Here is an 18,138-nt window from a genome sequence, read left to right on the forward strand (position 1 = left end):
TGCTGCGGTTAATGTGGAGTTTGTTTCCGGTATTCGTGAAGAATGTCGATGATGACCTCCCGCCCGGTTTCCTCGAACTCGGCCACCTTGGCGTAATCGTCGAAGGCCCGCACGTAGAAGGCGATGTCATCGGGGTCGCGCAGGATCAGGTCCTTCGTCATCGTGGCGACGGCCACCATGGCCTCGTTGTAGATCCAGAACCCGTTGATCGGGTTGGCCGGCAGCTCGGTGCCGAACGGGATCACCCCGAACTCCACGTTCGGCAGCGTGCTCACCGCGAGCAGGCGGTCGAGCTGGCCGCGCATCACCTCGGGCGGAGCCAGGGACGTGCGCAACGCCGCCTCGGTCACCACGAACCTGAACGTCCGCGTCCGGTCGTACAGGATCTCCTGGCGCTGCATCCGCACCCGCACCGCCGCGTCGATCTGGTCGGCGGCGCTGTAGAGCCGCTTGACCTTGCGGAACACGTGCCGGGCGTATTCGGAGGTCTGCAGCAGGCCCACGATGATGCCCGGCTCGAAGACGCGGAAGAGCTTCGTGCGCGCCTCCAGGTCGCGCACGTCCTCCTGGATCGCCGCCAGGCCGCTGCGGTGGCGCTGTTTCCAGTCGTCGTGCCGCTCCAGCAGCGCGATCGACTGCCTGATCAGTTCGTCGGTCGTGTCGGGCGAGGCGCCGACGGCCTGCGCCCACACGACCACGTCATCCTCGGTAGCGGTCTGCCGGGCGTTCTCCAGGCGCGAGACCTTGGACGGCTGCCAGCGCAGCCGCTCGGCCAGCTCCTTGCCCGACAGATGGGCGGCCTCGCGCAGCTGACGTAGCTGGCTGCCGAGGTCGATGCGCGCCTGCTGAAAGGACGTCACGCCGCAAGAGGCTAGACCTGCGGGAGCCGATCATGCCAGGGCCCGCCGCAATTGTGATCAACTGGTAGCCGTCGGTGTTCCTCCGCCGGTCGGGTAAGCGTTTGCCGCGCCCTCGGGAAGGACGCGGCGGGCGATTTCGGTGATGAGCTCGCGGGGCACCTCGACCGCGGTCTCGCCGTCGAGCACGTCGCGCAGGTCCGCGAGGGCCTCCGCGTCGGTGACTTGCAGACCTTGGACGACGATGGTGCCGCGGTCGGTCTCGTACAAGGTGGGGCAGGCGCCCGCCTCCGAGGTGGAGCCGAGGAACCGCATACGCATGACGATCCTTCCCCGAGAACAGATGCAATTGCGCGCAATTGTACGTCCCGGGGATAACGGTGAGATCGTTTTTCCGGAAATCGTGATGGGAGGCGGTCAGCCGAGTGAACCGTCCATGAACTCCCGCGCCCGCTCGAACAATCCCAACGTCGTCGCGTGCAGAAGATCCCCGATGTCCCGCGGTGCCTTTCCGGCGAACGCCCGCGCGTGGGTGCCCTCGAGCACGATGCCGAGCTTGAAGCAGGCCATGACCGCGTACCAGTCGATCGCCGACAGGTCCCGCTCCGACAGCGCCGCGTAGTACGAGACGATCTCCTGCGGCGCCGGCAGCCCCGGCACGTGGGTGTTGTTGATGGTCCAGGTGGCCAGCAGCCAGCCGAGGTCGAGCAGCGGGTCGCCGACCGTGCACATCTCCCAGTCCACGATCGCGGCCACGCGCGGGCCGTCGCACGCGAACATGAGGTTGGAGAAGTGGTAGTCGCCGTGCATGACGCCCGGGGTGAACGTGCGGGGCAGGTGGCGGGCGAGCCAGTCGGCCGTCTCGGGCAGCCCGGGGATGTCGGGGCCGGGATAGCCGTCGAACTGCGCGTACGAGTCGAGCTCTTTCAGCCAGCGCGGCACCTGCCGCTCCAGGAACCCCTCGGGCCGGCCGAACCCCGGCAGCAGCCCCGGATCGACCCGCCCCAGCTCGGCCAGCGCCGCCGCGGCCTCCAGCCCCATCCGGTGCCTGATCGCCGGGTCGGAGGCGTGCGGCTCCGGCAGCCCCGTCGAGGGGTTGAACCCGGCCACCGGCTCCATCAGGTAGAACACCGGCTCCCGCGCGGTCTGCGCGGCCACCAGCCGGGGCGCGGCGACGGGCGTGTCGCGCAGCACCGCGAGCACCCGCGCCTCGCGGCGCAGCACCTCGTTGCTCTTCTGCCGGGTGTGCATGGGGGGCCGGCGCAGGATGTACGGGCGGCCGGCGCGCTCGAAGCGGACCATGACGTTCTGCGTGCCGCCCAGGACCGGCGCGGTGCCGCTGATCGGGCCCCCGGGCAGCCCCTGGTCGTCCATCCACGCGCCCAGCGCGTCGAAGTCGATGGCGCCGACGTCGATGTGGGTGGAGGTCATGTACCGCCCTTCGACAGAACGATATTCTGGTAGCCGACCCTACGAGAGCGCCGCGCGCACGGTCAACCCAGCGCCTGCATGTACGGCAGGAACTGGCAGGAGCGGTCGCCGGGCAGCTCGCCGCCGCGCACCATCATCGAGACCTCCCACGGGCTCCCGATGCCGTGCTCGCCCGCCCACCCGACCAGGCCGGCCTTGGCCAGGTCGAGATCCATGCGCACCTCGCCGCCCGCGTGCAGCGCCAGGTCGCCGATCAGGGCGCGGGCGGTCTCCTCGTCCCTGGCCACGACCGGGCCGATGACCGTGTTGTCGTCGTTGCGCCAGCACTGGCCGAAGCCGCCCTCGGCGATGCGCACCTGCTCCCCGAAGCCGAACATCCGCCGCAGCGCCGCCGACCGGTCCGTGCCGAACAGCTCGGCGTCGAGCTCCAGGATCCGGCCGAGGTCCGCCTCCGTCGCCGGGCGGGTCCGGCCCGACGGCTCGCCTTTGAAGACGCCGGTGTGCTTGGCCGCCCGGCCGACGACACGGAAGCCGAGCCGCTCGTACAGGGGGCGGCCGTGCTCGGTGGCGTACAGCGAGACCGTGCGCCCGCCCGCCTGCTCCAGCACGTGCTCCATGAGCCGCCGGGCCAGGCCCTGCCTGCCGAACCTGGAGGCGGTCAGGACCATGCTGATCACCGCGTGGTCGTCGCCGTAGCGGGTCAGGATGTTCGTGGCGGCCAGGCCGTCGCCGTCGGGGGCGTCCATTCCGTACACCTCGCCGATCTCGAACAGCAGGCGCCACTTGTGCCGCTCCGGCAGCCAGCCGCGGTCCTTGGCCAGGCGGGAGCAGTCGTCGAGGTCGTCGAGGGTGAGTCGGCGTACGGTCATGCGTGTCCTTCTGCGTGCCGAGGGCTCGTGCGGGTGGAGGATATCCGGATGGATTACGTGGCCGCGATTGATTTGGGCGGCACCACCATGAAAGGCGGATATATCGCCCGCGATGGGACAATCCTGGATTTTGACCGGCGGCCCACACCCCGGGCCGAAGGCCCGGATCGGGTGATCGCCGCGGTCTCCGCCTTCGTCGCCGACCTCGCCCGGCCGCGCGGCGGCGCCCGGCCGCTGGCCGTGGGGCTGGCGGTGCCGGGGCTGGTCACGCCGACGCACGCCGTCTTCTCCGCCGCGTTCGGGTGGCACGACGTGCCCGCCGCCGCGTTCACGGACGTGGACCTGCCGGTCGCGCTGGGACATGACGTGCGGTCCGCGGGAGAGGCTGAGCTGGCGTACGGGGCGGGCGGGAAGGACGTGCTGTACCTGCCCATCGGCACGGGGATCGCGGGCGCCGTGGTGCTGTCCGGGGCGCTGTACGGGGGTGCGGGCGGCTGGGCCGGGCAGATCGGGCACGTGCCGGTGCGGCCGGACGGGCTGCCCTGCGGGTGCGGGCAGCGGGGGTGCCTGGCGGCGTACGCGTCCGGCTCGGCCGTCGCGGCGCGCTGCGGGGTGGGCTCGGCCGAGGAGGTGGTGCGGCTGGCCGCCTCGGGGGATCCCCGGGCCGTGGAGGTGTGGGGGGAGGCGGTGGAGGCGCTCGCCCTGGCGCTGGCGACGTACACGCTGGTGCTGGACCCCGCCGCCATCGTGGTGGGCGGCGGGGTGTCGCTGGCGGGGGACGCGCTGGTCGGGCCGCTGCGGGAGCGGCTGGCGGCGCGGCTCGGGTTCCGGCCGGCGCCCGAGGTGCGGGTGTCGGAGCTGGGGGTGCTCGCCGGGCTGCGGGGGGCCGGGCTGCTGGGGTGGCGGGCCGTGTCAGGGGAGGAGGGCCGCCGGGAGGTCGACGGGCCGGGCGCGTAGCTCCTCGCCCAGGGCCTTCGCCTGGGGGTCCATGCGCGGGCTGGCCGCCACGCCCCTGCCCAGGAGGCCGTGCACGACGAAGTTGAGCGCCTTGAGGTTGGGCAGGTCGTGGCGGTCGATGTGGTGGTCCTTCAGGGCCGGGAGGAGCTGTTTGAGGGCGTCCGAGGTGAGGTGGGCGGCCAGCCAGTCGTAGCGGGCCCGGGTGTCGGTCCACACGCCGAGGTTGGCGGTGCCGCCCTTGTCGCCCGAGCGGGCCCCGGCGATGCGGCCCAGAGGGACGCGCACGACATCGCCCGCCGGGGAGGGAACAGCCTCCGGGGCGCCGGGGTCGGCCGCCCGGTCAGGGGGTGCGGGGGCGCCGGGTACGGGCGCGCCGGTGGTGGCGGGGCCGGTGCCGGGGAGCTCGCGGCCGTTCAGGAACACCCGGGGGCGGACCTCTGAGGCGGGCACCAGGACCGGCCAGTACACCCCGTACGGCGAGGCGTCGCCCGGCGGCGTGAGGCCGTAGAAGCCCGGGTAGCTGGCCAGGCCCGTCTCCACCACGGCCGAGGAGAAGGCGCGGCCGGCCCGGCGCGGGTCGGCGTCCATGACCGTGATCCGCAGCAGGCCCGACTCCGTGAGCGTCACGTCCACCTGGTCGAACGACTCGCGGGGGATCCGCGCCCAGATCGCCTCCTCCGCCACCCGCGCCTTCTCCGCCACGTCCAGGCCGGTCAGCACGAGCGTCATCGTGTTCCGGTAGCCGCCCAGGTAGTTGACGGCCACCTTGAGCGTGTCGGGCGGCGGCTCGCCCCGCACGCCCGAGATCAGCACCCGGTCGGGCCCGTCGTCCGACAGCGTGATCGTGTCGAACCTGGCCACCACGTCGGGGCCCAGGTAGCGCGGGCCGCCCAGCTCGTACACGAGCTGAGCCGTGACCGTGCCGACCGAGACCAGGCCGCCCGTGCCGGGATGCTTGGTGATCACCGCCGAGCCGTCCGCGCGCAGCTCGGCGAGGGGGAAGCCGCAGTGCGCGAGGTCCGGTACGTCCTGGAAGAACGCGTAGTTGCCGCCCGTGGCCTGGCAGCCGCACTCGATGACGTGGCCGGCCACCACCGAGCCCGCCAGCGGGTCGAGGTCGTCCGGCCCCCAGCCGTACCGCCAGATGCCGGGACCCGTCACCAGGGCCGCGTCCGTCACGCGGCCGGTCACCACCACGTCCGCGCCCGCCGACAGCGCGGCCGCGATCGGGCGGCCCCCGAGGTAGGCGTTCGCGGTCAGGGGCGTGGCCGTGAGGCGCTCGCCCGTGTCGGCGTTGACCAGGTCGAGCGGGCGGCCGGTGAGGTCGTCGCCGGTGACGTGGGCGACGGCGGGGGACAGGCCCAGGCGGGCGGCCAGCTCGTGCACGGCCTCCGCGCAGCCCTCCGGGTCCAGGCCGCCGGCATTGGTCACGATCTTGATGCCTTTGTCGAGGCAGGGGCCCAGGACGTCCTCCAGCTGGCGCAGGAACGTCGGGGCGTAGCCGGGGCGGCCCTTGAGGCGGTTCCCCGCCAGGATGAGCATCGTCAGCTCGGCCAGCCAGTCCCCGGTCAGCACGTCGATCGGCCCGCCCTCGACCATCTCCTTGGCGGCGGAGAGGCGGTCACCGTAGAAGCCGCTGCAGTTCGCGACGCGCAGGACCATGATCAGACCTGCGGCGGGACCCACTTGGGCGGCCGCTTCTCCATGTAGGCCGCGATGCCCTCCTGGCCCTCCTCCGAGGTGAAGCGCTCGGCCGACAGCTCGGTCATCCGCCGCAGCCCCTCCTGGAACGACACCCCGGGAACCTCCCTGACCAGCCGCTTCGTGATCGCCAGGGCCTCCGGCCCGCCCTTCATCAGCATCCCGGCGTAGCGGGCGACGGTAGCGTCCAGCTCGTCCTCCGGCACGGCCTTCGACAGCAGCCCGATCTCCGCCGCCCGCGCGGCGTCGAACACCTCGCCGGTCAGGAAGTATTCGGCCGCCGCGCGCGCGCCCAGCCTCCTGAGCACCGGCACGGAGATCATGGCGGGCGCGACCCCGAGGCGTACTTCCGTGAACGCGAACGACGCCGTCAGCGGCGCGATCGCGAAGTCGCACGCGGCCACCAGCCCCAGCCCGCCCGCCCGCGCGGTGCCGTTGAGGCGGCAGATGACCGGCTTCGGGCTCTCCCAGAGCAGCTCCAGGATCTCCGGGAACGACGCCGTCACCGGCGCCCCCGGCCGGCCCTCCGAGGCGCGCTGCTCCTTGATGTCGGCCCCGGAGCAGAACACCGTGCCCGTGGCGGTCAGCACGATCACCCTGGCCTCCGGCTCGGCCAGCGCCCAGCCGAGCCGGTCGGCCAGCTCGCCGAGCAGGCGTACGGACAGCGCGTTGCGGTTGGGCGGCGAGTCGAGCGTGATCGTCGCGACGCCTCCCGCGAGGTCCTGGTGCACCAGGCTTGTCATAGGTCCCCCTCCTGGATGATCGCCAGCACGGCTCCCGCGTCGACCTGCTGGCCCTTCTCCACGTGTACGCCGGACACCACGCCGTCGGCCGGGGCGGTGATCCGGTGCTCCATCTTCATCGCCTCGAGGACGAGGACCGCCTGGCCCTTGGTCACCCGGTCGCCGGGCTCCACCTCGACCCGCAGCACGCTACCCGGCATGGGGGCGAGGAGGGAGCCGGGGGCGAGGTGTTCGGCGGGTTCGGGCAGGCGGGGGAGCGGGGTGAGCTCCGCGCGGCCCTCGGCGTGGTCGACGTGGACCTTTCCGTCCGGGTAGGAGGCCACCTCGAACGTACGCCGGACGCCGCCGCGCTCCAGGACCACCGCGTACGGTTCCGCGCTGACGACCGAGACCCCCTCCGGGAGCGGGTCGTAGACCACCTCGGCCTCCACGAAGCGGGCGACGCGGGGCTGGGAGCGCACGTTGCGCCAGCCGGCGGGCAGGCCGGACAGGACCTGCGCGCGGCGGCGGTTGGCGGCGGCGGTGGCGAGCGCGGCCGCCAGCACGGCGAGCTCGTCGGGGGCTTCGGGGCCGGTTTCGTGGGCGTCGCGGACGGGGCCGCCGCGGACGGGGCCGCCGGGGTCGAGGAAGCCGGTGTGCGTGTCGCCCGCCATGAAATCCCGATTTGTCAGGATTTTTAGCAGTAAGTCGCGGTTTGTCGTGAGGCCGTGGAGCTTCGCCCGCCGCAGCGCCATGACCAGCTTCCGCACCGCCTCCGCCCGCGTCGAGCCGTGCGCCACGATCTTGGCCAGCATCGCGTCGTAGTGCGGCGACACGACCGACCCGGACTCCACCCCCGAATCCACGCGTACGTCACCCGGGATCTCGAACCGCCGCAACACCCCCGTCTGCGGCAGATGCTCCCCGTCCTCCGCGTACAGCCGCGCCTCGACCGCCCACCCGGCGGGCGCGGGCGGGTCCGGCGGCAGCGCCGCGCCGTCGGCCACCTCCAGCTGCAGGCGTACGAGGTCGACGCCGTGGACCAGCTCGGTGACCGGGTGCTCGACCTGGAGCCGGGTGTTCATCTCCAGGAACGCCACCCGGTCCCCCTTGACCAGGAACTCCACCGTCCCGGCCCCGACATAGCCGATCTTCCGGGCGGCCCTGACGGCGGCGTCGTACAGCACCGCCCGCGTACCGTCCGAGATCCCCGGCGAGGGGCACTCCTCGACCACCTTCTGGTGCCGCCGCTGCACGCTGCACTCGCGCTCGCCCAGCGCCCACACGGCGCCGTGCCGGTCGGCCAGCACCTGGACCTCCACGTGCCTGGCGCCCTCCAGCAGCGGCTCCGCGAACACCGTGCCGTCGCCGAAGGCCGCCTCCGCCTCCCGCCGCGCCGACTCCACCTCGCGCGCCAGCTCCCCGGGCCCGCGCACCACGCGCATCCCGCGCCCGCCCCCGCCCGCGGACGCCTTCACCAGCAGCGGGAACTCCCCGGGATCGGACAGGTCGAGCGAGGGCAGCACGGGCACCCCGGCCTCCGCCATCAGCCGCTTCGCCCCGACCTTGGCACCCATGGCGGCGATGGCCTCGGGCGGTGGCCCGACCCACACCAGGCCGGCCGCCAGCACGGCCCGGGCGAAGTCCGCGTTCTCGGACAGGAAGCCGTAGCCGGGATGCACGGCGTCCGCACCGCTCGCCCGGCAGGCCGCCAGGACGCGCTCGACGTCCAGGTAGGTGTCGGCGGGGCGGGCGCCGGGCAGGCGCACCGCCAGGTCGGCCTCGGCCACGTGCGGCGCGCCGGCGTCGGGCTCGGAGAACACGGCGACCGTCGAGATGCCGAGCGACCGGCACGTACGGAAGACACGGCGGGCGATCTCGCCCCGGTTCGCGACGAGCAGGCGGGTGATCATGGCCGGAACACCCCGAATCCCGCCGCCTCGGGAACCGGCGCGCTGTTGATCGCCGACAGGCACATGCCCAGCACCGTACGGGTGTCGCGGGGATCGATGACCCCGTCGTCGTACAGTCGGCCCGACAGGAAGAACGCCAGCGACTCGGCCTCGATCTGGGCCTCCACCATCGCCCGCATGGCCGCGTCCGCCTCCTCGTCGTACACCTGCCCCCTCGCCTGCGCCGACGCCCGCCCCACGATGGACAGCACCCCGGCGAGCTGCGCCGGCCCCATCACCGCCGACTTGGCGCTCGGCCAGCTGAACAGGAAGCGGGGGTCGTACGCGCGGCCGCACATGCCGTAGTTGCCCGCGCCGTACGAGGCCCCCATGACCACCGTCAGATGCGGCACGGTCGAGTTGGACACCGCGTTGATCATCATCGCGCCGTGCTTGATGATGCCGCCCTGCTCGTATTCCTTGCCGACCATGTAGCCGGTCGTGTTCTGCAGGAACACCAGCGGCGTGCGCGACTGGTTCGCGAGCTGGATGAACTGCGTGGCCTTCTGCGACTCCGCGCTGAACAGCACCCCGCGGGCGTTGGCCAGCACGCCCACCGGATGGCCGTGGATCCGCGCCCACCCCGTCACCAGCGAGGCCCCGTAGACCGGCTTGAACTCCTCGAACTCGCTCCCGTCCACCACCCGCGCGATCACCTCCCGCGGGTCGAACGGCACCTTGAGATCCTCCGGCACGATCCCGAGCAGCTCGTCGGCCGGATACGCCGGCTCCCGCACGTCCGGCTCCGGCGGCCGGCCCAGCTTGCGCCAGCCGAGCGAGGCGACGATCCGCCGCCCGATCCGCAGCGCGTCGTGCTCGTCCTCGGCCAGGTAGTCGGCCAGGCCGCTGACCCTGGCGTGCATCTCCGCGCCGCCCAGCGACTCGTCGTCCGACTCCTCCCCGGTCGCCATCCTGACCAGCGGCGGGCCGCCCAGGAACACCTTGGCCCGATCCCGCACCATCACCACGTAGTCGCTCATCCCGGGCACGTAGGCCCCGCCCGCCGTGGAGTTGCCGAACACCAGCGCCACCGTCGGGACCCCCGCCGCCGACAGCCTCGTCAGGTCCCGGAAGATCTGCCCGCCCGGGATGAAGATCTCCTTCTGCGTCGGCAGGTCCGCGCCGCCGCTCTCGACCAGGTTCACGTACGGGAGCCGGTTGCGCAGGGCGATGTCCGACGCCCGCAGGGACTTCCGCAACGACCACGGGTTGGAGGCGCCGCCGCGGACCGTGGGGTCGTTCGCCGTGATCACGCACTCGACGCCCTCGATCACCCCGATCCCGGACACCACGCTCGCCCCCACGGGGAAATCGCTGCCCCAGGCCGCCAGCGGCGACAGCTCCAGAAAGGGGGAGTCGGGGTCGACCAGCAGCTCGATCCGCTCCCTGGCCAGCAGCTTGCCGCGGGCGCGATGGCGCTCGACGTATTTCGCCCCGCCGCCGGCCACCGCCTTGGCGTGCTCGGCGTGCAGTTCGGCCAGCTTGGCCAGCATCGCCTCACGGCGCAGCCGGTAGTCGTCGCTCCCGGTGTCGAGCCTGCTCCTGATCACGTCAGCACGCTAGCGCAGCGCGGGGTTCCCGGCACAGAGCGAGCCGCCGCCCTTGTACGGGGCGGCGGCTCGCGTGTCCGAACGGAGCGGGGTCAGCTGCAGTGGCTCCAGCCGGACTTCCAGGTGTACGGGCCCCAGGTGCCACCCCAGATCACACATTTCTTGACGGCGGACAGGCGCACCGGGCCGGCGTACGCCGTGAAGTTGCCCAGGTTGCTTCCGCTGGAACCCCCCTTGACCTGGAGGATCGCGTTCATCTTCGCCTTGCTGGGATACACGTAGCGAGACATGGTCACCACGCAGTTCTTGCCCGCGCTGCCGTTCCACAGCAGGTAGATCGTGGCGTTGTTGCTGCCGAGCACACGCGAGTCGACGACCTTGTAACCGGAACCGCACACCCCTGTCGGCTTGTACGTGTTGAGCTTCAACGTCGGGGTCGGCTTGGACCTGCCGGTCGCGGCCACCGTCGACGTCGGGCCCTCGGACGGGCGCGACGTCGGCTCCATGTCCGGCTCGACCAGGGTGTTCGGCGTCTTCTTGGTCTTCGTCGGGGTGGGCGTGGGCTCGGGGTCGGGCCGCTTGGTGGTGGTCTGGGGCCTGGGAGCGTCCGTGGCCGGGTTGGGCACCTGGGCGACGGGCTCCTCGGTCGGCTTCTTGACCTTCTTGGTCTCTTCCGGCTCGATGTCCAGCGTCGGGACCGTGGGGGAATCCTCCGGCGTCGGCAGCACCGGGTCCGCGGTCTGTCCCGGGTCGGTGCTCACGGGGGGCTCGTCCGGCTGGTCGCCGCCCGAACCGCCGCCGTCCGTGTTGTTGGAGGAGTTGCCCACGGCGACCACCGGGACCTCCTGGCTGTTCGCCTGGACGACGACGGCACCGGCGACCACGAGCAGGGCCGCGGCGGCGGCTCCGGACAGGGCGAGCGTCAGGGTACGGCGCTGCTTGGCGGGGGCCCCGTCACCCGGTCGCGCCGCTCCGGCCGCGCCCGGCCTTCCGGGACCGCCCGGCCCGCCACCGGCCGCGCCGGGTCCTCCCTGCTGGAAGGGCCGGCCTGGAGCGCCGGAGCCCTGTGGGGGCATTCCGGACGCCGCGGCCTGGAGACCGCCGTTGGGGCCGGCCTGCATGGCGGGGCCGCCCTGGGCAGGGGAAGCCGGGCCATGGGCGGAGGGGCCGCCCTGAGCGCCTCCGGGCGGCATCTGGGCGGCCGCCTGAGGGCCGCCGGGCATCCCGGGCCCGGGCTGGGGCTGGGGCTGGGGCGCGCCGCCGGGCGGCTGGTGCGATCCAAACGGCATCCCGGCCTGCGGACCGCCATGAGGTGTACCGGCCTGAGGGCCGCCATGAGGGCTTCCGGGCTGTGGGCCGCCATGGGGCGGGGGTGTCTGCGGTGCGCCGACCTGACCGGGCCCGCTCTGACCGGGGGCGCCGTGGGGCGGGGGGCCGGCGGCGGGGGTCTGTGCGGCCGTGGCGGCGGCCGGGTGGCCGTAGTCGCCGGTCTGCGGCGGGGTGCCCACGGGGTGGGGGCCGGTCGGCTGGGTCCAGGGGCCGGGGTAGTTGTCCTGGCCCGCGGGTGTGGTCCCCGGGTTGCCGCCGGGGCCGTTCGCGGCAGCGCCGGCGGCGGCAGCCGCGGCGGCGCCCGCCTGGACGGCGTTCTGGCCCGTCACCGGCTCGACGGCCGCCTTCGGGGCCGGCTGGCCGGTGAGGTGGACGATGAGCTCGTTGGCGCTGGGCCGCTGCGCCGGGTCCTTCGACAGGCAGGCGGCCACCAGGTCGCCCAGCAGCCCCTCCATCTTCCCGAGCTCCGGCTCCTCGTTCAGGATCCGGTTCATCACCACGGGAATGGAGTCGGCGCCGAACGCGGGCTTCCCGGTCGCCGCGAACACCATCGTGACGCCCCACGCGAACACGTCGGCCGCCTCCGACACCGCGGCCCCGCTGAGCTGCTCGGGCGCCAGGTACGAGGGCGTCCCCATGGCCATCCCCGTGGCGGTCGCGCCGGGGGAGTCGAGGGCGCGGGCGATGCCGAAGTCGATCACGACGGGACCCTCGGGCCCCATCAGCACGTTGGCGGGCTTGAAGTCGCGGTGCAGGATCCCCGCCCGGTGGATGGCCGCGAGCGCGGTGGCCGTACTGATCGCCAGGCGTTCCAGGGCGGCGCCCCGCCGCGGCCCCTCGTTGATCACCATCTCGCGCAGCGAGGGGCCGGGGACGTACTCGCTGACGATGTACGGCCGGCTCCCCTCGAGGTCGGCGTGCAGCACGGGAGCGGTGCAGAACCGGGCCACCCGCTGCGCCACCGCCACCTCGCGCAGGAACCGCGTCCTGGCGTCGGCGTCCGCCACCAGGGCGTTGTGCAGCAGCTTGACCGCGACCTGTTCGCCGGAGTCGCTCTTGCCCAGATAAACAACGCCCTGGCCGCCCTCGCCGAGCCGGGCGACGATGTCATACGTCCCCAGCCGTCGCGGATCGTCCGCCGCCAACGGCTGGAACTGATTCACGTCGGACCCCCATCACAACCCAACAGATGTGGCAAAACGCTACCAGCGAGACCCTTGGGGCGTCTGCCGGACGTGTCAGAAGTTTCGCGTTTTGACGGATCAAGTCAGTGTTTCGTCGCAGGTCGTGTACATCTTGGAACCCAAGGTCACGGCTTGGTGACGGGAGATCGCCCCTTTCAGATCGCCTTGCCGGGGTTGAGGATGCCCAGGGGGTCGAAGACGGCCTTGATCCCGCGCTGGACCTCGGTCCCCACCGGCCCGGACTCCAGCGCCAGCCAGCGCTGCTTCAGCAGGCCCACGCCGTGCTCCCCGGTGAGCGTGCCGCCGAACTCCAGCGCCTTCGTGAACACCTCGTCCGCCGCGGCCCACACCTCCGGGGGCGGTTCCACGGTGCCGTGCTCGAAGATGAAGACCGGGTGCAGGTTGCCGTCCCCGGCGTGCGCCACCGTGGCGATCCGCACGCCGTGCCGCACCGCCGCCGCCTCGATCGCGGTGATCATGTCGGGCAGTACGGAACGCGGCACGCACACGTCTTCGACCAGGCACGCGCCCTGGCGCTCCTTGGCCCCGTACGCCAGCCGCCGCAGCCCGATCAGCTCCTCGGCCTCCTGCGGGCTGGAGGACACGGCCACGAAGGAGGAGCCGTTCTCGGTGCAGATCCGCTCCATGCGCTCGACCGCGGCCTGACTGTCGGCCGCGTCGGACTGCCCGATCAGCATGGCCTGCGTCGTGCTCTCCAGCCCGATGTTGCGCCAGTCGTCGATGGCCTCCAGCGTGGCCCGGTCGAGCAGCTCCATGAGCGACGGCTGGCAGCCGGCCGCCATGATCGCCGACACGGCCGCACCCGCGTCCCGCAGCGAGCCGAACTCGGCCGCGAACGTCGCCGGTGGCGCGGCCGGCGCGCGGCGCAGCCGCACCGTGGCGGCGGTGATCACGCCGAGCGTGCCCTCCGAGCCGACGAACAGGCCGGTCAGGTCGTAGCCCGTGACGCCCTTCATCGTGCGCCGGCCGGTGTTCAGGATCCGGCCGTCGGCCAGCACGACCTCCAGGCCGAGTGCCGAGTCCCGGGTCACGCCGTACTTCACGCAGCGGAGCCCGCCGGCGTTGGTGGCCAGGTTGCCGCCGATGGTGGAGATCTCGTACGAGGACGGGTCCGGCGCGTACATCAGCCCGTGCTCCCTGGCGGCCCGGTCCAGGTCGGCGGTGATGACGCCGGGCTCGACGACGGCGATCTCGTCGGCGGGGGAGAGCTCCCGGATCGCGGTCATCCGCGCCAGCGACAGGACGACCGAGCCGTCACCGGCGACGGAGGCGCCCGCCAGGCCGGTGCCGGCGCCGCGCGGCACCACCGGCACGCGGTGCTCGGTGGCCCACTTCATGGAGGTCACCACGTCGTCGCGGGAGGCCGCCAGCACCACGCCGAGCGGCTTGCCGGGTTCGAGGAACGTGCGGTCGCGGGCGTAGGAGTCGATCACGTCCGGGTCGGTCACGACCCGGGCTTCGGACAGAGAGTTCACCAAGGCATCAATCGGTCTCACGCTATGCAGATTAGGCGCTGAACTCCGCTGCCTGCGGTTTGCGCAGTGGGTTCCTTAAGGCCAGACTGCCCGGGTGGAAGTCAGGTGCCCGGTGTGTTCGGAGACCGACCAGGTTGTCGCGGTCCCCGGAGCGGTCGCCGCCGGGACCACGTACAAGATCGGGCGGGTCAGGTTACCGGGCACGCGTGAGGTCGCCGATCTGCCCACCGCGGCGTCGCTGGGCGCGTCGAAGCACGTCATGAGCCGCACGCAGCTCGCGGTCTGGCTGTCGTTCCCCAGCCGCCACTACACGGCGTGGACCAGGAACCAGGGCTACGTCCTGCTCCTGGTGGCGGCCCTGGTGCACCTGGTCGTGTCGCTGGTGATCGCGATGGGGCAGGAGCCGCAGTGGGGCGAGGTGCTGCTCGCCCCGTTCTGCCTGACGGGCCTGTTCTGGGGGCTCGGGCTGCTGAACGTGCTCGGCTCGTACGGCGCCCGCAAGCGTGACACGCAGGAGGCCCCGGCCAGGGAGAAGGCCCTGGCCGTCTGGGAGCGCCTCTATTACTGCGCCCGCGACAACGTGGCGTTCGAGCCGGGGGTCGGCGTCTCGTTCCACCCGAGCGAGACGCGCGAGTACATCTTCGGTTTCCGGAACGGCGGCGGCCCCCGCTGAGCGGGGGCCGGGTCACCTCAGGGGTCAGCCCCGCTCCTCCGCCACCAGCCGGACGCAGACGGCCAGGCCGTTGATGGCCTGCTCCAGCTCGTCCAGCTCGGGGAAGGTGGGCGCGATCCTGATCGTGCGGTCGTCCGGGTCCTGCCCGTACGGGTGCGTGGCGCCGGCCGGCGTCAGCGCGATGCCGGCCGCCTTGGCCCGGGCCACCACCTCGGCGGCGTGCGGCACCTCCAGGCTGATGAAGTAGCCGCCCTTGGGGCTGGTCCAGGTGGCCAGGTCGCCGAGCCGCTCGGTCAGCACCTTGTCCACCAGCTCGAACTTCGGGCCGATCAGCTCGGCGTGCCGCCGCATGTGCGCGGCCACGCCGTCGGCGTCGCGCAGGAACTCCACGTGGCGCAGCTGGTTGATCTTGTCGGGGCCGATGGACTGCTTCGAGGTGTTGTGCAGGAACCACTTGACGTTGGCGGGCGAGCCGCCGAAGAACGACACGCCGGAGCCGGCCAGCGTCACCTTGGAGGTGGAGGCGTAGACGAACACGCGGTCGGCGTTGCCCTGCTCGGCGCTGAGCGCCAGCAGGTCGGCCAGCTCGTCGGGGGTGTCGGTGAGGTGGTGCACCGCGTACGCGTTGTCCCAGAAGATCCGGAAGTCCGGCGCGGCCGTCGTCATGGCGGCGAGCCTGCGGACGGTCTCGTCGCTGTAGGTGACGCCGGACGGGTTGCTGTACTTCGGCACGCACCACATGCCCTTGACGCTCGCGTCGGCGGCGACCAGGCGCTCGACGACGTCCATGTCGGGGCCGCCGGCGTTCATCGGGACGGGGACCATCTTGATCCCGAACCGCTCACAGATGGTGAAATGCCGGTCATAGCCGGGGACCGGGCACAGGAACGTGATCTCCGGCTCCTCGATCCACCGGCGCGCGGCGCCCGGCACCGGGGTGAGCAGCGCGTGCACCACGGTGTCGTGCATGAGGGCCAGGCTGGCGTTGCCCCCGACGACGAGCTGCCCCGCCGGGACCTGCAGCAGCGGCGCGAACAACTCGCGCAGCTCGGCCAGGCCCTGCAGATTTCCGTAGTTGCGCCCGTCGGTGCCGTCGGCCGCCTTGTACGACGCGGGCAGCCTGAGCAGGTCGTCGGAGAGATCGAGCTGGCGCGGTGACGGCTTGCCCCTGGTCAGGTCGAGCGAGAGCCCTCGCTGGACGAGGTCGGCGTAGTCACTCTGTGCGGTCACGATCATCTCCTCCGAGTCGGTCCGGTAACGAAGGATAGAAGATGTCGCCAGGTGGGCCGGTAAGTATCCGCAATATGGACGGCCGCCGGAACGATCAGTCGCCAAAGCTTTCGGCGGCGAATAACAAAGAACGACTTCCCGAGCGGCGATCGTTGGCGTGGAATGGGTAGATCGGGGCAGGCAAAACTCCGCTCTGGAGGGAGCAGCCGTGACGACCGTTCGAGAGACCTCGATCGATCAGGTCAGGCGCCGTCGCACCGGGACCGTCATCGCCTCCTGGATGTCGACGACCGATCACAAGGTCATCGGGTACCTCTACCTGATCACCTCGTTCGGGTTCTTCCTGGCCGCGGGCATCATGGCCATGGTCATCAGGGCTGAGCTCGTCTCCCCGGGCATGCAGCTCGTCACCCAGCAGCAGTACAACCAGCTCTTCACCATCCACGGCACGGTGATGCTGCTGCTGTTCGCCACTCCGCTGTTCGCCGGGTTCGCGAACGTGGTCATGCCGCTCCAGATCGGCGCGCCCGACGTGGCGTTCCCGCGGCTGAACGCGGTGGCGTACTGGCTGTTCCTGTTCGGTGGGCTCATGGTGGTGGCCGGCTTCTTCACGCCGGGGGGCGCGGCAGACTTCGGCTGGTTCGCGTACACGCCGCTGTCGTCGGCGGTGTACTCGCCGCAGGTCGGCGCGGACCTGTGGATCATGGGCCTGGCGCTGTCCGGCCTCGGTACGATCCTCGGCGCCGTCAACTTCATCACCACGATCATCGGCATGCGGGCGCCGGGCATGACCATGTTCCGGATGCCGCTGTTCACCTGGAACGTGCTGCTGACCAGCATGCTCGTGCTGATGGCCTTCCCCGTGCTGGCCGCGGCGCTGCTGGTGCTGGAGTCGGACCGCAAGCTGGGCACGCAGGTCTTCCTCAGCGACAACGGCGGGCCGCTGCTCTGGCAGCACCTGTTCTGGTTCTTCGGCCATCCCGAGGTCTACATCATCGCGCTGCCGTTCTTCGGGATCATCACCGAGGTGATCCCGGTCTTCAGCCGCAAGCCGATCTTCGGCTACATGGGGCTGGTCGGCGCCACGATCGCGATCGCCGGCCTGTCGATGACCGTCTGGGCGCACCACATGTTCCCGACCGGCCAGGTGCTGCTGCCGTTCTTCTCGTTCATGACGTTCCTCATCGCCGTCCCGACGGGGGTGAAGTTCTTCAACTGGATCGGCACGATGTGGCGGGGCCATCTGAGCTTCGAGTCGCCGATGTTGTTCTCGGTGGGTTTCCTGGTGACGTTCCTGCTGGGCGGTCTGACGGGGGTCATCCTGGCCTCGCCGCCGCTCGACTTCCACATCAGCGACACCTACTTCGTCGTGGCCCACTTCCACTACGTGGTCTTCGGCACCGTCGTGTTCGCCATGTTCGCCGGGTTCTACTTCTGGTGGCCGAAGATGACCGGCCGGATGCTCGACGACCGGCTGGGCAAGGTGCACTTCTGGACGCTGTTCATCGGCTTCCACACCACCTTCCTCATCCAGCACGTGCTCGGGCAGTTGGGCATGCCGAGGCGCTATGCCGACTACGGCGTGGCCGACGGCTTCACCACGCTCAACCAGGTCTCCTCTGTCGGCGCGTTCCTGCTGGGCGCCTCGACGCTGCCCTTCCTCTACAACGTCTGGAAGACGGCCAGGCGCGCGCCCAAGGTCACGCTCGACGACCCGTGGGGCTACGGCAACTCCCTGGAGTGGGCCACGAGCTGCCCGCCGCCGCGCCACAACTTCACCAGCATGCCCCCCATCCGCTCCGAGCGCCCCGCCTTCGACCTGCACTACCCCCGGGAGGAGACGGACAAGTCTCCCGAGGTGGAGGAGGGCGAGACCCCCGAGGTGCCGCCGCGCCACGACGCACCCGGCTGACCCCCATGATGTTTCGCCCATCTAAGGAGATCGGCGATGACAGGCACGAAGATCCCCTTCGACCCCGAGACGGCCCCCTGCGGGAAGAGGTCCGGCGGTGAACGCCTCGTCGACGATGACGGCTATGGGCTGGTGATCCGCGACCAGTTCTTCGCGTGCGGCTGCCGCCGGATCCGCCACGAGTACCACGACGGAAGCATCCACCTGTCCGCCGTCCGCCACGACGGCAAGCGGGTGAAGGACCCGATAGAGCCGGACCATGGGAAGTGACGTAA

At 71.7% G+C, this 18,138-nt stretch carries 15 protein-coding genes; 4 read left to right on the forward strand and 11 right to left on the reverse strand.

What is annotated here, in order from left to right; genetic code table 11:
* Positions 1–8: 8 nt before the first annotated feature.
* From ACBJ59_RS08200 to ACBJ59_RS08215, 4 genes are all read right to left on the reverse strand, one after another.
* Positions 9–860 (reverse strand): helix-turn-helix domain-containing protein, encoded by an 852-nt coding sequence (locus ACBJ59_RS08200; RefSeq protein ID WP_375109548.1) that lies wholly within the window; start codon positions 858–860, stop codon positions 9–11.
* Between the two features lie 57 nt (positions 861–917).
* Positions 918–1,178, reverse strand: a complete 261-nt coding sequence (locus ACBJ59_RS08205; protein ID WP_375109549.1) for a hypothetical protein — start codon at positions 1,176–1,178, stop codon at positions 918–920.
* Positions 1,179–1,274: 96 nt separating this feature from the next.
* The gene (locus ACBJ59_RS08210; protein WP_375109550.1) at positions 1,275–2,288 is read right to left on the reverse strand and encodes a phosphotransferase family protein; all 1,014 of its coding nucleotides are present in this window, start codon (positions 2,286–2,288) and stop codon (positions 1,275–1,277) included.
* A gap of 62 nt (positions 2,289–2,350) precedes the next feature.
* Positions 2,351–3,157, reverse strand: coding sequence for a GNAT family N-acetyltransferase (locus tag ACBJ59_RS08215; protein ID WP_375109551.1), 807 nt, complete (start codon positions 3,155–3,157; stop codon positions 2,351–2,353).
* A gap of 48 nt (positions 3,158–3,205) precedes the next feature.
* Between ACBJ59_RS08215 and ACBJ59_RS08220 the strand changes: the two genes are divergently transcribed.
* Positions 3,206–4,114, forward strand: coding sequence for an ROK family protein (locus tag ACBJ59_RS08220; RefSeq protein WP_375109552.1), 909 nt, complete (start codon positions 3,206–3,208; stop codon positions 4,112–4,114).
* Here the strand turns inward: ACBJ59_RS08220 and ACBJ59_RS08225 are convergent.
* The 6 genes from ACBJ59_RS08225 to ACBJ59_RS08250 form a co-directional block, all read right to left on the reverse strand.
* Positions 4,070–5,776 (reverse strand): acyclic terpene utilization AtuA family protein, encoded by a 1,707-nt coding sequence (locus ACBJ59_RS08225; protein WP_375109553.1) that lies wholly within the window; start codon positions 5,774–5,776, stop codon positions 4,070–4,072. The genes ACBJ59_RS08220 and ACBJ59_RS08225 overlap by 45 nt on opposite strands.
* A gap of 2 nt (positions 5,777–5,778) precedes the next feature.
* A complete protein-coding gene (locus ACBJ59_RS08230) occupies positions 5,779–6,558 on the reverse strand; it encodes an enoyl-CoA hydratase-related protein (protein ID WP_375109554.1) in 780 nt (259 codons plus the stop codon).
* A complete protein-coding gene (locus ACBJ59_RS08235) occupies positions 6,555–8,450 on the reverse strand; it encodes a biotin carboxylase N-terminal domain-containing protein (protein ID WP_375109555.1) in 1,896 nt (631 codons plus the stop codon). Before ACBJ59_RS08235 ends, ACBJ59_RS08230 begins: the two co-directional genes overlap by 4 nt.
* Positions 8,447–9,982, reverse strand: a complete 1,536-nt coding sequence (locus ACBJ59_RS08240) for an acyl-CoA carboxylase subunit beta (RefSeq protein ID WP_375110208.1) — start codon at positions 9,980–9,982, stop codon at positions 8,447–8,449. The genes ACBJ59_RS08235 and ACBJ59_RS08240 overlap by 4 nt, the downstream gene beginning before the upstream one ends.
* 149 nt (positions 9,983–10,131) lie before the next feature.
* The gene (locus tag ACBJ59_RS08245; protein ID WP_375109556.1) at positions 10,132–12,531 is read right to left on the reverse strand and encodes a protein kinase; all 2,400 of its coding nucleotides are present in this window, start codon (positions 12,529–12,531) and stop codon (positions 10,132–10,134) included.
* Positions 12,532–12,707: 176 nt separating this feature from the next.
* Positions 12,708–14,069 carry an FAD-binding oxidoreductase gene (locus ACBJ59_RS08250; protein WP_375109557.1) on the reverse strand — a complete coding sequence of 454 codons (1,362 nt, stop codon included), beginning with the start codon at positions 14,067–14,069 and terminating at the stop codon, positions 12,708–12,710.
* A 91-nt stretch (positions 14,070–14,160) separates the two neighbouring features.
* Between ACBJ59_RS08250 and ACBJ59_RS08255 the strand changes: the two genes are divergently transcribed.
* Positions 14,161–14,721: a hypothetical protein gene (locus ACBJ59_RS08255; protein ID WP_364117623.1), complete on the forward strand. Its 561-nt coding sequence runs from the start codon at positions 14,161–14,163 to the stop codon at positions 14,719–14,721.
* Between the two features lie 24 nt (positions 14,722–14,745).
* Here ACBJ59_RS08255 and ACBJ59_RS08260 read toward each other — a convergent pair whose 3' ends face one another.
* Entirely contained in the window at positions 14,746–15,957 is a 1,212-nt protein-coding gene (locus tag ACBJ59_RS08260) for an aminotransferase class I/II-fold pyridoxal phosphate-dependent enzyme (RefSeq protein ID WP_375109558.1), read from the reverse strand.
* Between the two features lie 202 nt (positions 15,958–16,159).
* Here ACBJ59_RS08260 and ctaD point away from each other — a divergent pair, with 202 nt between their 5' ends.
* Both ctaD and ACBJ59_RS08270 read left to right on the forward strand, forming a co-directional pair.
* The gene (gene ctaD / locus ACBJ59_RS08265; protein WP_375109559.1) at positions 16,160–17,863 is read left to right on the forward strand and encodes a cytochrome c oxidase subunit I; all 1,704 of its coding nucleotides are present in this window, start codon (positions 16,160–16,162) and stop codon (positions 17,861–17,863) included.
* Positions 17,864–17,899: 36 nt separating this feature from the next.
* Positions 17,900–18,133, forward strand: coding sequence for a hypothetical protein (locus tag ACBJ59_RS08270; protein ID WP_364117628.1), 234 nt, complete (start codon positions 17,900–17,902; stop codon positions 18,131–18,133).
* Positions 18,134–18,138 lie beyond the last annotated feature (5 nt).

It is taken from the genome of Nonomuraea sp. MTCD27, assembly GCF_041950495.1.
Lineage (GTDB): Bacteria > Actinomycetota > Actinomycetes > Streptosporangiales > Streptosporangiaceae > Nonomuraea.